Below are 13,494 nucleotides of genomic sequence, written 5' to 3' on the forward strand. Positions count from 1 at the left end.
CGCGACCGATGGGAACCCTGGACCCCTGCGGACTATTCGCGTCGGCGCCGCAGCCGGGTAGCGGTCCGCCCCCTCGTTCCGCTCGACCACGGCAACAATCTCCATCGGCCCTTGAGGGGAGGCGCATTATTGATGATCGGACACCGGCGCATCCTCGACCGTCAGCCACGCACCTGGCGGAGGACGAAGTCTCCGGCCGCCGCGGTGGCCAGCGGGCCGTCATCGCGGCGGGGGTGGAGCGCGCGCTCGGCCGACACCTCGCCCACGTCCTCACCGTGCTCACCCACGACGCGCGGCACGGCTCCGCCGAGCGCGAGGAGGCGGAGGAGGTCGGGGTAGCGCGCCGCCGCGGAGATCGCGGGCGCGCCGGCCTCCTCGGCCCGCCGCATCCCGTCGTGGATGCGGCAGGCGTAGATCGAGCGCGGCTCCAGGAAGCGCGCCACAAGCATGGCGCCGCCGACCGCGAGCAGCACCGGCACGATCGCGGTGTCGAGCGTGCGCGTCAGCTCGAGCATCAGCACCACGGCCGAGGCCGGCCCCTTGGTGGTGGCGGCCAGCACGGCCGCGGCGCCGACCAGAGCGAAGGCGCCGGCTGGCGCGCCCGGCCACACCAGCCCCCATCCGGCGCCGGCGAGGCCGCCGAGTGCTGCCCCAAAGGCGATGGTGGGCGTGAACAGACCACCCGGCGCCTCGGAGCCGAGGCAGGCCGCTGTCGCGAGCGGTTTCAGGAGTGCGACGAGGAGCAGCGCGAGCGGTGCCGCCTCGCCCGTGAAGGCCAGCTGGACCATGTCCTTGCCGTTGCCGAGCAGCTGCGGCACCGCGAGCGAGGCCATTCCGAGCGCCGCAAAGACGACGAGGGGCGTCAACACGGTGCCGCGGCCGGACGGCTTGGTGCGGTCTGCCCGGGCGATCAGGCGCACGTAGAACGCCGACAGCGCACCCGCGACCGGTCCGAACAGCAGCGCGAAAGCGACGAGGCCCGCCGTGGTGCCGTAGGCCGGCACCGCGTAGGTCGGCTTGTCCGGCAGCATCAGCCAAGACACGGCGGTCCCGAGGCTTGCCGTCAGGGCGGCGGGCGCGATCAACGGCAGGCTCACGCTCCCGAGCAGCACCTCCAGCGCGAAGAGTGCGCCGCCCAACGGAACGTCGTAAACGGCAGCAATGCCGGCGCCAGCGCCGAAGGCGGCGAGCAGGCGGCGGTGGCTCGGCGACAGGCCGGCCCGGCCCGCGAAGAGGCTGCCGAAGGCCGCGCCGGCCTGCTTGGGAGCGGCCTCGCGCCCGAGGGAGGCGCCGAGGCCGACGACGACGATCGACAGCACCGCCTGCGACAGGGTCGGCCAGAAGGGCAGCCGGCCGGCGCGGAACCAGATCGCGGCGGTGAAGCCGCCCGCGTGGGTGCCCTCGTGCCGGATGGCGAGCCGGCCCAGGCCGGCCACGAGGCCGCCGAGGGCCAATACGCCGACGCGTTGCGCCGGGCTGGCCGCCTCGACGGCCCGCAGGAACCCGGCATCGCCCTCGCCCCAGGCAAGGCGCTGCACGGCGTGGAGCAGCAGCACGAGCAAGCCCACGGCGAGGCCCGCCGCGATCCCCGTGACGGGCACGAGGCACCAAAAGCGCCAGCCGAGCCCGTCGTCGCCCGAGGCGTTGGGCTGGGGTGTGGCGCTCACGCGGCCGTCACGCGGACGCGATGCCAAGCTGCCGACAGGTAGCCCTTGAAGTTCCAGGTGTCGTCGGGCAAGGCCGGCTGGGTCTGGCCGGCGGCGTCCCAGGCACGGACGCAGATCTCGTGCTCGCCGGGCGGCAGGTCCAGCGTGCCGTGCCAGAAGGTCCAGCCCCAGCGGGCGTCGCCGTGATCTTCGTTCGTCGCTTGCACCCACGTGCGGCCGCCGTCGCCCGACAGGTCGACACGGATGATCGGCCGGTCGGTCGCGACCGCATAACCCTTCACCGCCACGCGCCCTGCCTTTATTTCCGCGCCCGGTGCCGGCTCCGTGATGGCGCTGTTGAGCGGCATGGCGTCGATGGTGATGCCGCGCGACAGGTCTTCCGTGTCGGGCCGCATGTCGGGCGGGAACAGCTTGTAGTCCCCGGCCTGCTGGTGGGCGTCGGAGGGCCGGTCCTGCACCGTGACAGTGCTGAGCCACTTCGGGCTGCGCACCCCCGCCCAGCCCGGCGCCACGATGCGCAGCGGGAAGCCGTGCTCGACGGCGAGCGGCTCGCCGTTCATGGCGAAGGCCACGATCGTATCGAGGTCGAGCGCCTTCGCCATGGGGATCGACGCGCCGAAATGCGCGCCGCCGTCGCTCGGCTGGCAGGTGTCGGCGCCCGTGAAGGCGACATGCAGCCCGTCGCCGGTCTCGGCACCCGCGGCTTCCAGCACGGCCGCGAGCGGGGCGCCGGTCCAGTCGGCGCAGCCGATGGCGCCCGCCGCCCAGGGGTCGCCCTTGACGGGCCGCACGCCGCGCATGTCGGCGCGTCGATTGCCGGCGCATTGCATCACGGCCCGCACGGTGCGGGGCGGCAGTGCTCGCACGTCGGCGAGCGACAGCGACAGCGGGCGTGACACCCGGCCCTCGACCGCGACGCGGTGAGCCTCACCGTCGAGCTCGGGGAGGTCGCCGTGTGAGCGGACGTAGAGCAGGTCCTGCGGGGTCAGGTAGTTGTCGCGCAGCTTCGGCAGTGGCGGCTCGGCGTTGAGCGGGTGGGCGCCGTGGACGATCAGCTCGGGATGTTTGCGGAACGGGTTGAGCACGGTATCCTCCTCATGTCTGTATCCGCAATCGATGGGGGAGGACCGCGGTTGCGGCCCTCCCCAGTTTTCAGAACTTACCGTTGGGGTCGACCTGCCAGATCTCGTCGGACAGCTTGCCGTCCGTGTAGAGCATCACGTAGCGGACCTTGACGGTGTTCTTGCCGGCGAAGACGACGTTGGCCGTCACGGTGGCGCCCTTCGGATTGGCGGCCTCCGCGAGGTCCGACACGGTCGCCTTCTGTTCGCCCTGCGCCGTCGTGAACTTGGTCCAGATGCCCTTCTGCGTGTCGGCGCCCGCGTAGGTGCCATCGAGCGGGCCGCCGACCCAGTGCAGCGCCGCGTTCGGGGCCGTCGAGGCCGTGATGGCGGCGACGTCGCCGCTAGCGATGGCGGCGATGTGGGCCTGCGCCATGTCGGCGGCCGGACCGGCCAGCGCCGGGGTGGCCAGGGCCGCGAGTGCGGCGGGCAGCAGGGCGATGTGCGAGATCTTCATGGTTAGGCTCCCGGGGTGGTGTTCGAAGGTGCGGCGGCTCCCCAGGCCGCTCGCGCCCTATTCGTTGTCGCGGCTCAGGCGAGACCGAGGACGCGGATCAGGCCGAGGCTCAGCGCGCCCAGGGCGGCGAGGGACAGCGTCACGGCGCCGGTGACGCGCAGGCCGGCCTTGGCTACCACCCGGACATCGACGCCGAGGCCGAGCGCCGCCATGGACAGAATGGTGAGCACGTTGGCGACGGTGGCCGTGGGGACGAGGGCGGCGGCGGGCACGAGGCCTGCCGAGCGCAGCGTGGCGAAGGCGAGGAAGGCCAGGATGAAGGGCGGCACCATGCGGTGGATCGGGACGTGGCCGGGCTTCGGGCGGTCGCCGGCCGTGACAGCGGGTGCGGTCTCGTCGGTCTCGTCGCGCAGGCGGCTCGCCAGCATGGACAGGACGAGGACCACCGGCCCGAGCATCAGCACGCGCACCAGCTTGACCAGCGTGCCGATCTGCACCGCGGCGGGGCCGACCGGGGCGGCGGCGGCCAGCACCTGCGGCACGGCATAGACGGTGAGGCCGGCCAGCGCGCCGAAGCGGAGCTGGCTCAGGCCGAGGGCGGCGCCGAAGAAGGGGAGGCCGAGCACGACCAGGACGCCCAGCACGGCCGTGAAGGCGATGGAGGCCGCGACGTCGTCGCCGTCCGCCCCGATCACGGGCGCCACGGCCGCAATGGCGGAGTTGCCGCAGATGGAATTGCCGCAGGCCACCAGCACGGCCATGCGCTTGGGCAGGCCGAGCAGGCGGCAGATGCCGAAGCTCATCGGGATAGCGAGCGTGACCACGCCGGCGATGCCGAACAGGAGGCCCGGGCCGACATCGGCGAGGGTGCGGAACGAGATGGACAGGCCGAGCAGCGCGACGGCCACCTCCAGCATCTGCTTGGCGCCAAAGGTGATGCCGGCGCGGAACCGCGTGCCCGGCGTCCAGGCAGTGCGGACGGCGGTGCCGACCAGGATGGCAAGCACGAGGGCTTCGAGCCAGGCGCGGCCGAACAGGTGGGCCTCGCCGGCCTCGAACCCGTAGGCCGCGGCCGTGACGCCGCCGCAGAGGGCCAGGCCGGGCAGCACGCGGAGGGCGCCGCGGCCGAGGCCGGCCAGCGGCAGGGGGTGGGCTGTGATCCGCTGCGGGATGAGGGGCTGGTCCGACATGGCGTCCTCGCTGTCTCGATGACGGCAATGTCGGCCCATTAGATCATTCGATCCAACGCAGGATATCGAACGGAACAATCTATCCTTTCGATCGATCGGGGCGGCCCTGAGCGCGTCGCTCGGAACAGCCCACGACGTTTCGGCGCTCTACTTCGAGGCCAGCTCGTCGTAGTACTTGCCGTTCACCTCCTCGCCGATCACCGCGAAGGCGGCGGGCGGGCACTTGTCGATCGGCTCCGTCCGGAAGGTGAAGCCGGTCGAGGGCACAGACACCTCGGCCTCCATGCGGCAGGTCGCGAGGAAGCCCTGCACGCGGAAGCGCTTCAGCTTGTCCTCGTAGGTGACCGGCTTGTCGGTCGCCTCGAACGTCATGCGGAACGTCATGCGGGCCGGTGTGGCGCGGGAGTCGATCGCCGGCCAGGTCGGCTGGTCGATCACGGGGACGTCGCGCACCGCGAGCGTGGCGGACTTGCCGTCGGCGCCCCAGGTGAGGCCGCCGGCCGGCACCGGAACCACCCAGTAGAGGCCGGCGTCGGTGATGGGCGGGTGGAAGTCGTGGATCTGGTTGGCCGGGCCGAACTGGCCACGGAACACCGTCAGTCAGATGTGGGTGAGGGCGGCGGGCTGCGGCTTGCGGGCCGCCCAGTAAACGCCGTCCATGATGCCGTAGTCGGTGGTCTTGGTGCCGAACAGCAGGCGTTCGCCCGCGCCGTCGATGCCGGCACCATCGAAGCCTGAGCAGCGGGCGACGCGGCCCTTGAAGTGGTACACGTGCGAGGGTTCGAGGTCCGGGCCGGCGGGCTGGTTGTGATTTCCGTTCGCGTCGAGCCACGGGATCGGGAAAGGCCCGGAGGGGCCGTCGGGAGCGATGGGCTCGGCGCCGGCCTCGGGCGCCGCAGCGGCGCCGCCGGAGAGAGCCGAGGGCAGCAGCAGAGCGCCGCCCGCGGCGGCGCGGCCGAGCACACCTCGGCGGCTGAGAGGGCCTGTGATCGTTCTCATCGCGTGTCTCCTGTCCTACGCAGTCTGACGGCTGCGGACTGGACGAACGCGGGGCGGGACCGCGCGTTGCGCTCTGACGAGAACTGTTCGTGAAAGACGATTGGTTCGAACGGAAAGCGAGATTGTTGGTCGGCGGACACCTCGCCTAACGTGAAATGGAGGACACGGGGAGGATCGATATGCCGGACGCCGACATCGCGACAGGGACCACGCGACGCCGCGTGCTGCAGGGGCTCGGCGCCGGAGCGCTGACGCTCGGGGCGGGCCGCGCCCTCGGTGCCGACGTGCGCCTGCCGCTGCCGAGCGACCCGCGCGACCGTCCGATGACCGGCGCCTTTCCGCAGAAGGGTTCGATGATCCTGCAGCGCACGCGTCCGCCGCTGCTGGAAACGCCGTTCGAAGTGTTCGACCAAGGCGTGTTCACCCCCAACGACCGCTTCTTCGTGCGCTGGCACTGGGCCGTGATCCCCGAGAGCGTCGACGCCGCCGCGTTTCGGCTCGCCGTGCGGGGCAACGTCGAGCGGCCGCTCAGCCTCTCGCTCGAAGACGTGCTGAATTTGCCGAGCGTCGAGCTCGCCGCCGTCAATCAGTGTTCGGGCAACTCGCGCGGCCTGTTCGAGCCCCGCATCGCCGGTGGCCAATGGGACAACGGGGCGATGGGCAATGCCAAGTGGGTCGGCGTGCGACTCAAGGATGTGCTCGACCGCGCCGGCGTCAAGGCAGGCTCGGTGGCGGTGCGCTTCAACGGGCTCGACGAGCCCGTGGTGCCCGACGCGCCCGACTTTATGAAGAGCCTCGACCTCGACCACGCCCGCGACGGCGAGGTGATGATCGCTTACCGGATGAACGGCGAGCAGCTGCCGCTCCTGAACGGCTTCCCGCTGCGCCTGATCGTGCCCGGCTGGTACTCGACCTACTGGGTCAAGATGCTGAGCGACATCGAGGTGCTGGACAAGCCGGACGAGAGTTTCTGGATGAAGACGGCCTACCGCATCCCGGACACGCCGCACGCCAGCGTCAGGCCCGGCGAGACCGGCTTTCCCACGGTGCCGATCAACCGCATGGTGCCGCGCAGCTGGTTCACGGGCTTGGCGAACGGGGCGAAGGTGAAGGCCGGCGCGTCGGCGCCGCTGCGCGGCATCGCGCTCGGCGGCGACCGGGGCGTCAAGGCCGTCGACGTGTCGACCGACGGCGGTGCCACCTGGGCGGCGGCCAAGCTCGGCGCCGACGAGGGCACCTACTCGTTCCGCCGCTGGACCTTCGACGGAGCGGCCGCGCCGGCGGCGGGCGGCAAGCTCGAAGCCCTGGTGCGCTGCACCAACGCGGACGACGTGGTCCAGCCCATTTTGCAGCCCTGGAACCCGGGCGGGTTCATGCGCAACGGGGTCGAGACGCTCGACCTCACAGCGGCCTGAAGGAGGCGATCATGCAGATCTCGTTCGGAACCGTCGCGTTCGGCGTCGTGGTCGCGGCGGCCCTCACTCTCGCCATTGTCGGTTCGCCCGACGAGCGTGGCCGCCGGCAGGTCGCCGAGACGCGCGCCGCTGCCGTCGCTGCGGCCGCCGAAGCCGCGGCGCCGAAGACGGCCTCGGCCGACGGCGTCACGCTGACCAGCGTGTCCTTCACGCTGCCGACCAGCGACCGCGAATACCCGGCCGGCCCTCACGCGGATGCGATCAACGGCAACTGCCTTTCCTGCCATTCGGCCGGCATGGTCCTGACCCAGCCGGAGCTCAGCCGTGCCGAGTGGCAGGGCGAAGTCAACAAGATGGTCAAGGTGTACAAGGCGCCGGTGTCGCCCGAAGATGCCGCGGCGGTGGTCGAGTACCTCGCGCAATTGAAGCCCGGCCGCTGACGGGAAGGGCTGTTACGCCCCTCCGCTATGTATATCTATCAAAGAGCGACGCTCCGGGGCGGGACCGGAATCGACTGGGCAATCTCGGCACTGCTCTTCACTCAGAGTCCAGATCCTCGATGGTCGAGACGTCGGCTTCGGTGAGCTCCGCTCGGCCGGGAGCTGTCATACCGAGCTTCCACCGCTCCAGATGCTTGTAGACCATCACCTTGTCGGTCAGCAGATCGCCGTGCGTTCGACAGAAACTCTCCAGCGTCGCCTTAGGGCCGATCATCTCGACACACATGGTCAGTTCGCTGTTCATGCCCTCGACTTCACGAACCTGGACGTGTCCGTGATTGCTGAAGCCGTAATGCGTATGATGGGCGACGGCGTTGACGAGGCCGGCCCGCTTCGCCCGGTTGACGATCTCCTGATAGAGGGGACGGCCGGAGAACGCAGCCTTTAATCGGCTTTCCCCGGCTTGGCGAAAACGCTCCTTCGGCGTGAGGTAGACGCGGAGCATCCCGATTTCTTCGGCCGTGACGTGATGTGATGGCAGCATGGTGTCGTCCAGAGGTGATCGGAAAGCGTTCTCGTTGCCGAAGCCCAAGCCCAGGGCGGAGACGTCGAGCGACGCGCGGGGGAGTTGCCGGACATGGCGGAGCGCGATGTCGGGCGGGATCAAGGCGCCGGGTGTCTTGGGCACCGCCAGGCGCTGGGCGAGGTAGATCCCAGAATGGCCGCTGCAGAGGTAAGCCACGAAACACGCCACCGCGATGTAGATGGTGTTGCCCGAACCGAAGAGCTCAATGCCCATGATGGTGCAGGCGAGCGGCGTGTTGGAGGCGCCGGCGAAGATGGCGACGAAACCGAGTGCGGCGAAAAGGTCGGTCGGCGCTCCGAGCAAGCCCGACAAAGCGTTGCCGAGACCGGCACCGATGAAGAAAAGAGGCGTGACCTCGCCGCCCTTGAAGCCCGTCGCCAGGGTCGCGACCGTGAAGACGATCTTCCAGGCCCAGGCCCACGGGAAAACATGGTTCCCGAAGAACGCCACGATCGACGCGGCGTGTGGATCGGGCGAGGTGACGCCGAGGCCGAGATAGTCTCGCGTGCCCAGCGCATAGGTCAGACCGATGACGGCGAGACCGCCGATGGCCGGTCGGAGCCAGGGTATCGTGCACAGCCGTTTGAAGGCCGAACCGCACCAGTGCATCGCTTCCGAGAACAGAAGGCTCGCCAAGCCGAAGGCGACCCCGGCCAGGGCGACTTTGGCGAGAAGAACGGGATCGGCATGGAACGAGCCGGCCGGCCCGTCCGTGACGCTGGAGAAGGCGACGTGGTACGCCACATGGGTGATGCCCCAAATGTGGCAGGCCCAGTCTCCGACGATCGCCGCCAGCACGCAGGGAACGAGGGCGCTGTATTGCACCCGCCCCACGGCCAGCACCTCGAGCGCGAAGACCGCGCCGGCGATCGGGGTGCCGAAAACGGCGCCGAACCCAGCCGCGATTCCGGTGGTCAGGAGCATGCTGGTGTCGGCGGGCCCGAGGCCGAAAGGCTTGCCGATGGCGCTCGCGATCGTCCCGCCGAGCTGAACCGCGGTCCCTTCGCGCCCCGCGGAGCCACCGAAGAGGTGTGTGACCAGGGTCGAGATGACGATGAGGGGCGCCATGCGAAGCGGTATGCCGCCGCCCGGCTCGTGGATCTGGTCCACGATGAGGTTGTTGCCGCCCTCTGCCGGTCGGCCGACCCAGGCGTAGACGGCACCGATCGCCGCACCGGCGCCGGGCAAGCCGAATAACAACCACGGATGCATGAAGCGCGCTTCCGTGACCCCGTCGAGAAGCCAGAGAAAGGCGGCGCAGAACGACCCCACGACCAGCGCCATGGGGACCGTCAGGCCTATCCACTTGATCGCCAGCAACGCATGGACCGCGCGTTGCACCACGAACGACCGTAGGTGCCGAAAAGACCGCTGCACAGATGCGGACTGACGCCGACGAATGAGTGAAACGGACAAACGGATTCCCCCTTACGACATGCAAGGTAGGAATCATCAGCCCCGAACGGGGCGGTTCGACCCAAGAAAGGGTCAGGCAGAAATCCATTGCCGGACGCATCCATAGCGCTCGACGCGGAGAGCGTAAACCCACGGACGAGGCGTTCATGCATCTTTTCCACGATCGATCCTGTGACGAACGCCGCCGCTGACGGACCCGGGAGACGGGCGGAGGCGCGAACAGTCGGGAAGATGCCTGTGCCGGCTCGCGCGCGCCTCTCGGGATTCGCGGCCCTCACCGACCTTCACCGAGCCGTCCACGCGATCGATCGAGCCTCACGATCGAACGTTCTGGAATGGAGATTGGACGGCGCGGGCCGCCCGTCTCCTATCTCCCGTCACCCGACAGGGGGCGACCGCCGCAACCCTCGCGTCGACCCATCCCGAATCAACGAGGTGAAGATCTTGTCCCGCATCCGCCCCTCCCTTCTGCCCGGGCTGGTTCTCTGCGTCGCCGTGACCCTGGTGGCCGTGGCGTTGCAGGCCATCGAGACGCGGATCGTCGGCGAGCCCTACCTCGAAGCGCTCGTGCTGGCGATCCTGCTCGGGGTCGCGATCCGCTCGCTGTGGACGCCGGGTCCACGTTGGGCACCCGGCATCGCCTTCTCGGCCAAGGTGCTGCTGGAGGTCGCGGTGGTGCTGCTCGGCGCGTCGGTCAGCGCCGCAACGGTCCTGGCGCTCGGCCCGGCGTTGATCGGCGGCATCGCGCTCGTGGTGGCGCTCGCCATCGCGTCGAGCTACGCCCTGTGCCGCCTGCTCGGCCTGCCGAAGCGCATGGCCGTGCTGGTCGCCTGCGGCAACTCCATCTGCGGCAACTCCGCCATCGCGGCGGTGGCGCCGGTGATCGGGGCGGACGGCGACGACGTCGCCTCCTCGATCGCCTTCACGGCCGTGCTCGGCGTCGTCGTGGTGCTGCTCCTGCCGCTGCTGGTGCCGGTGCTGGCTCTGTCGCTGACCCAATACGGCGTTCTGGCCGGCCTCACCGTCTACGCCGTGCCGCAGGTTCTGGCCGCGACGCTGCCGATCGGGGCGCTGTCGAACCAGGTCGGCACCGTGGTCAAGCTCGTGCGGGTGCTGATGCTCGGCCCCGTGGTGCTCGCCCTGTCGCTCGTCACGCGCCGGCTGCGCGACGAGCCGGACGAGCCCGCGCCGCACGTCACCGCCGGGGACCGGCCGCGCCGCGGACGCCCCGCGCTGCACGAGCTGGTGCCGTGGTTCATCGTCGGCTTCCTCGTCGTGCTGCTCCTGCGCTCGCTCGGGCTGATCCCGGCACCGGCCCTGCCGCCGATCGGCGCCACAGCCAGCGCGCTCACCACCGTGTCAATGGCGGCGCTGGGCCTCGGCGTCGACGTGCGGGTCGTGGCGAAGGCCGGCGTCCGCGTCACCGCGGCGGTGACGGCCTCGCTGGTCGTGCTTGGCCTCGTCAGCCTCGCTCTGATCCGCGTCATGGGCGTCGCCTGACGGGCGCCGTGGGGCGCGTCAGTCCTCCTCGATGCTGGCCTGGACGATGGGCACGGCGCCGCCGTTCAGCGCCGCGCCCGTGAGGTGGCCGAGCGCCACGGAGGCGAGGCACAGCGCCACCGAGGCCGCGACGTTGACCGCCGCGCGGCCGAGGGCACCGGCGCGCAGCAGATCGAGCGTCTGCAGGCTGAAGGACGAGAAGGTCGTGAACCCGCCGCAGAAGCCCACCATCACGGACAGGCGGGCGACCTCGGGCGCCGGATAGCGGCCGTGCGCCAGCGTCAGCGTGCCGAACAGCCCGATGACGAAGGAGCCGGTGACGTTGATGACCACCGTGCCCCAGGGCAGCGTGCCGCTGATCGGCGCGAGGGCCAGCGCCAGCAGATAGCGAGCCACCGTGCCGAGTGCGCCGCCGAGCCCGATAGCGATGACCGTCACGGGATCCAAGCAGCATGCTCCTTGTTCGCACGGGATGCCGCCCGTGCTTCCGTGGCGAGGACAGGCCCGCGCCTCTCGACATGCATGCCGATCTCCTCTTTCACTCTTCCTCTCACCAGCTCATCGTGCTCCAACCCGTCACCTGGCCCGGTTTCATGTCGAGCAGCGCAAACACCTTGTCGGGCACGCGCTCGACGTCGAGGACCTCTGCGAAGGGGTCGTGGTTGCGCAAGCCCTTCTCGGCTTCCGCGCAGTCGTCGGTCGCGACGATGTAGCAGAGCAGCCGCTCCTGCCGGCGGCACCAGAATTTCCATCCACCTCGTTCCATCCGCTGCTCCCAGTTCAAAGCCTCGCGCCGTCAGTGCGCGAGGAACACCGGTATCGTCGCCTCGCGCAACACGGTCTCGCTGACGCTGCCGAACAGCCAGTCGAGGAAGCGACCGCGCCGGAACGCGCCCATCACGAGCCAATCCGCGTCCCCGGCGGCCGACACCAGCGCGTCACCACGCGAGGACGCCCCACCGTCCACCGCCAAAAAGTCGGCGACGAGGCCGAGATCGCGAAACAGCGCTCGCGCGCCGTCCAGGGCCGCGTCGTCGCCTCCGTCGATAGCCAGGATCCGGATGGCCTCGGCGCGCTCCAGCCAGGGTCGCGCGTCCGCAACCGCGCGGCGACAGGCCGCGTCCTCGTGCCAGCCGACCGCGATGCGTCGCACCGGCCGGTGCCGGCAGCCGCGTGGAACCACCAGCACCGGGCGGCCGGTGTCGAAAAGGGCCGCGTGGAGCGCTTCCTGCGCCTCGCCCGCATAATGCCGCTCGGGCACCGCAGCGGCGATCAGTGTCGCGCCGGCGGCGTGGGCGTCGATGGCCGCCGTCTCGGTTCCCCCCGCGTCGATCCAGCGGAAGCCCGCGGGGCCGAGCGCGGCCACAACCGCGTCGTAGACGTCCCGCACGGCCCGGCGCTCCTCCGCCTCCTCGCGCAGGATGGCGGCGCGGCGGTCGTCGGTGAGGATCTCCTCGGTCGGCAGGATGGTGGAGGCGGGATCGACGGCGACGTGCAGCGCCGCGACCTCGCCCCCGACGGCCTCGGCGGCCGCGAGAGCGGCTTCCAGGCAGGAGCGGGCGCCGTGCCGGTCGGCCAGCACGGCCAGGATGGTCGTCGTCATGTCTATGCCTCCGTTCGATTAAACATCGTATTCCACCCGCCGTGGCGGGACGGCAACACGGCCGGCGCCCGGTGAGCGTCTCTCCGCTGTTCCGCACCGTCCCGTCCGTCGGCGGGGCCGGTACCTCCCGACGACAGCGAGACGGGGTGGGCCATGGATCGGAACGCGACGAGCAGCGTCGCGAGATCCGCCTCCAGGTCATCCTCTTCGACGGCGAAGGGTTCACCCTTACGGTATCGATCGTCGATCATGATCCTCCCCCCGTATCTTACGCCGACAGTCGAGTCCTGCTCTGCAAGAAAATCCACTTGGCTTCTCCGATGATCTCGTTCGCTCCGCTCGATCGATGGCGCGAACTCAGCGGGACACGAGCAGGGCCGTCGAGGAATCGTCGATCAGGCGGGCGACAAGCGTCGGCACGGCCGGTGCACGCCAGCGGGCCGGCCCTCCGAGACCGACCACGATCAGGTCGGCCCCGACCCGCCGCGCCAGCGGCGCGAGGGCGCTGTCGGCATCGTCGACGCTCGCCTCCGCCCGGACCCTAACGCCGCGACCGGCGAGGCGGCGCATCACGGTCGCCGGCGACCCGTCGTCGAGCGGGACGAGCACGACCTCGTCCGCGGTCTCCAGCAGCGGCATCGCGTCGTGGATCGCACGCGTGCACGCGCGGTCCGCCCGCCAAGGGAAGAGGATGCGCCGCCCCGCTGGCCCTGCGCCCCCGTCGGCCTCGATCAGCACGGGAGGGCCGAGGGCGCCGAGCGCGGGTGCAGAGATGCCGGAACGATGAGGCGAAGTCGCGGCGCCCCGTCCGGCGATCACGAGATCGGCCGACAGCGTGCGTTCGAGCAGCCCGGCCGGATCGGCCGGGGCCATCTCGTGGTGCCCATCGACCCCGCCGAGGCGGAACGCGGCCCGCATGTCCTCGACAAATTCGAGGGAGGTCGGAGACGACGCCATGCCGAGCGCATCGGGCGCACACAGGTCGAGCACGCAGAGGCGCGCCCGGCAGACGGCCGCGCGCGAGACGGCCTTGGCCAGCAGCGCCGGAGCGTCCAGCGTCGTCGAGTCGAGGCAGACGATCAGATCCACGACCATGCCGC

Annotated in this window: 15 protein-coding genes and 1 riboswitch; of the genes, 3 read left to right on the plus strand and 12 right to left on the minus strand. The window is 70.5% G+C overall.

Going from position 1 to position 13,494, the window contains the following annotated elements; genetic code table 11:
* Positions 1 to 161: 161 nt before the first annotated feature.
* From D3273_RS14420 to D3273_RS14445, 6 genes are all read right to left on the minus strand, one after another.
* Positions 162 to 1,667 (minus strand): chloride channel protein, encoded by a 1,506-nt coding sequence (locus D3273_RS14420; RefSeq protein ID WP_129227591.1) that lies wholly within the window; start codon positions 1,665 to 1,667, stop codon positions 162 to 164.
* Complete coding sequence (locus D3273_RS14425) at positions 1,664 to 2,752, minus strand: molybdopterin-dependent oxidoreductase (protein ID WP_129227592.1); 1,089 nt, start codon at positions 2,750 to 2,752, stop codon at positions 1,664 to 1,666. Before D3273_RS14425 ends, D3273_RS14420 begins: the two co-directional genes overlap by 4 nt.
* Positions 2,753 to 2,819: 67 nt before the next feature.
* Complete coding sequence (locus D3273_RS14430; protein WP_129227593.1) at positions 2,820 to 3,245, minus strand: nuclear transport factor 2 family protein; 426 nt, start codon at positions 3,243 to 3,245, stop codon at positions 2,820 to 2,822.
* A gap of 74 nt (positions 3,246 to 3,319) precedes the next feature.
* Positions 3,320 to 4,435, minus strand: a complete 1,116-nt coding sequence (locus D3273_RS14435; RefSeq protein WP_129227594.1) for a YeiH family protein — start codon at positions 4,433 to 4,435, stop codon at positions 3,320 to 3,322.
* Positions 4,436 to 4,582: 147 nt separating this feature from the next.
* The gene (locus D3273_RS14440; protein WP_129227595.1) at positions 4,583 to 5,029 is read right to left on the minus strand and encodes a hypothetical protein; all 447 of its coding nucleotides are present in this window, start codon (positions 5,027 to 5,029) and stop codon (positions 4,583 to 4,585) included.
* A gap of 6 nt (positions 5,030 to 5,035) precedes the next feature.
* A complete protein-coding gene (locus D3273_RS14445; protein WP_129227596.1) occupies positions 5,036 to 5,434 on the minus strand; it encodes a hypothetical protein in 399 nt (132 codons plus the stop codon).
* A gap of 179 nt (positions 5,435 to 5,613) precedes the next feature.
* Here D3273_RS14445 and D3273_RS14450 point away from each other — a divergent pair, with 179 nt between their 5' ends.
* On the plus strand, positions 5,614 to 6,849 hold the full coding sequence (locus D3273_RS14450) for a molybdopterin-dependent oxidoreductase (protein WP_207210779.1): 1,236 nt from the start codon (positions 5,614 to 5,616) through the stop codon (positions 6,847 to 6,849).
* A gap of 11 nt (positions 6,850 to 6,860) precedes the next feature.
* A complete protein-coding gene (locus D3273_RS14455) occupies positions 6,861 to 7,289 on the plus strand; it encodes a c-type cytochrome (protein ID WP_245501165.1) in 429 nt (142 codons plus the stop codon).
* Positions 7,290 to 7,386: 97 nt separating this feature from the next.
* Here the strand turns inward: D3273_RS14455 and D3273_RS14460 are convergent, their stop codons facing one another.
* A complete protein-coding gene (locus D3273_RS14460; RefSeq protein WP_245501166.1) occupies positions 7,387 to 9,195 on the minus strand; it encodes a DUF190 domain-containing protein in 1,809 nt (602 codons plus the stop codon).
* Between the two features lie 116 nt (positions 9,196 to 9,311).
* Positions 9,312 to 9,392: riboswitch (Fluoride riboswitch) on the minus strand.
* Between the two features lie 325 nt (positions 9,393 to 9,717).
* Between D3273_RS14460 and D3273_RS14465 the strand changes: the two genes are divergently transcribed.
* A complete protein-coding gene (locus D3273_RS14465) occupies positions 9,718 to 10,791 on the plus strand; it encodes a YeiH family protein (RefSeq protein WP_428977779.1) in 1,074 nt (357 codons plus the stop codon).
* A gap of 18 nt (positions 10,792 to 10,809) precedes the next feature.
* Here the strand turns inward: D3273_RS14465 and crcB are convergent, their stop codons facing one another.
* The 5 genes from crcB to D3273_RS14490 all read right to left on the minus strand — a co-directional run bounded on the left by crcB (position 10,810) and on the right by D3273_RS14490 (position 13,489).
* The gene (gene crcB / locus D3273_RS14470; RefSeq protein ID WP_129227599.1) at positions 10,810 to 11,238 is read right to left on the minus strand and encodes a fluoride efflux transporter CrcB; all 429 of its coding nucleotides are present in this window, start codon (positions 11,236 to 11,238) and stop codon (positions 10,810 to 10,812) included.
* Positions 11,239 to 11,341: 103 nt separating this feature from the next.
* The gene (locus D3273_RS14475) at positions 11,342 to 11,557 is read right to left on the minus strand and encodes a hypothetical protein (protein WP_129227600.1); all 216 of its coding nucleotides are present in this window, start codon (positions 11,555 to 11,557) and stop codon (positions 11,342 to 11,344) included.
* Positions 11,558 to 11,587: 30 nt separating this feature from the next.
* Complete coding sequence (locus D3273_RS14480) at positions 11,588 to 12,394, minus strand: universal stress protein (RefSeq protein WP_129227601.1); 807 nt, start codon at positions 12,392 to 12,394, stop codon at positions 11,588 to 11,590.
* A gap of 2 nt (positions 12,395 to 12,396) precedes the next feature.
* Positions 12,397 to 12,702: a hypothetical protein gene (locus D3273_RS14485; protein ID WP_129227602.1), complete on the minus strand. Its 306-nt coding sequence runs from the start codon at positions 12,700 to 12,702 to the stop codon at positions 12,397 to 12,399.
* A gap of 49 nt (positions 12,703 to 12,751) precedes the next feature.
* The gene (locus D3273_RS14490) at positions 12,752 to 13,489 is read right to left on the minus strand and encodes a universal stress protein (RefSeq protein WP_129227603.1); all 738 of its coding nucleotides are present in this window, start codon (positions 13,487 to 13,489) and stop codon (positions 12,752 to 12,754) included.
* Between the last annotated feature and the right edge of the window lie 5 nt (positions 13,490 to 13,494).

The sequence above is a fragment of the Lichenibacterium minor genome, from assembly GCF_004137685.1.
GTDB lineage: Bacteria > Pseudomonadota > Alphaproteobacteria > Rhizobiales > Beijerinckiaceae > Lichenihabitans > Lichenihabitans minor.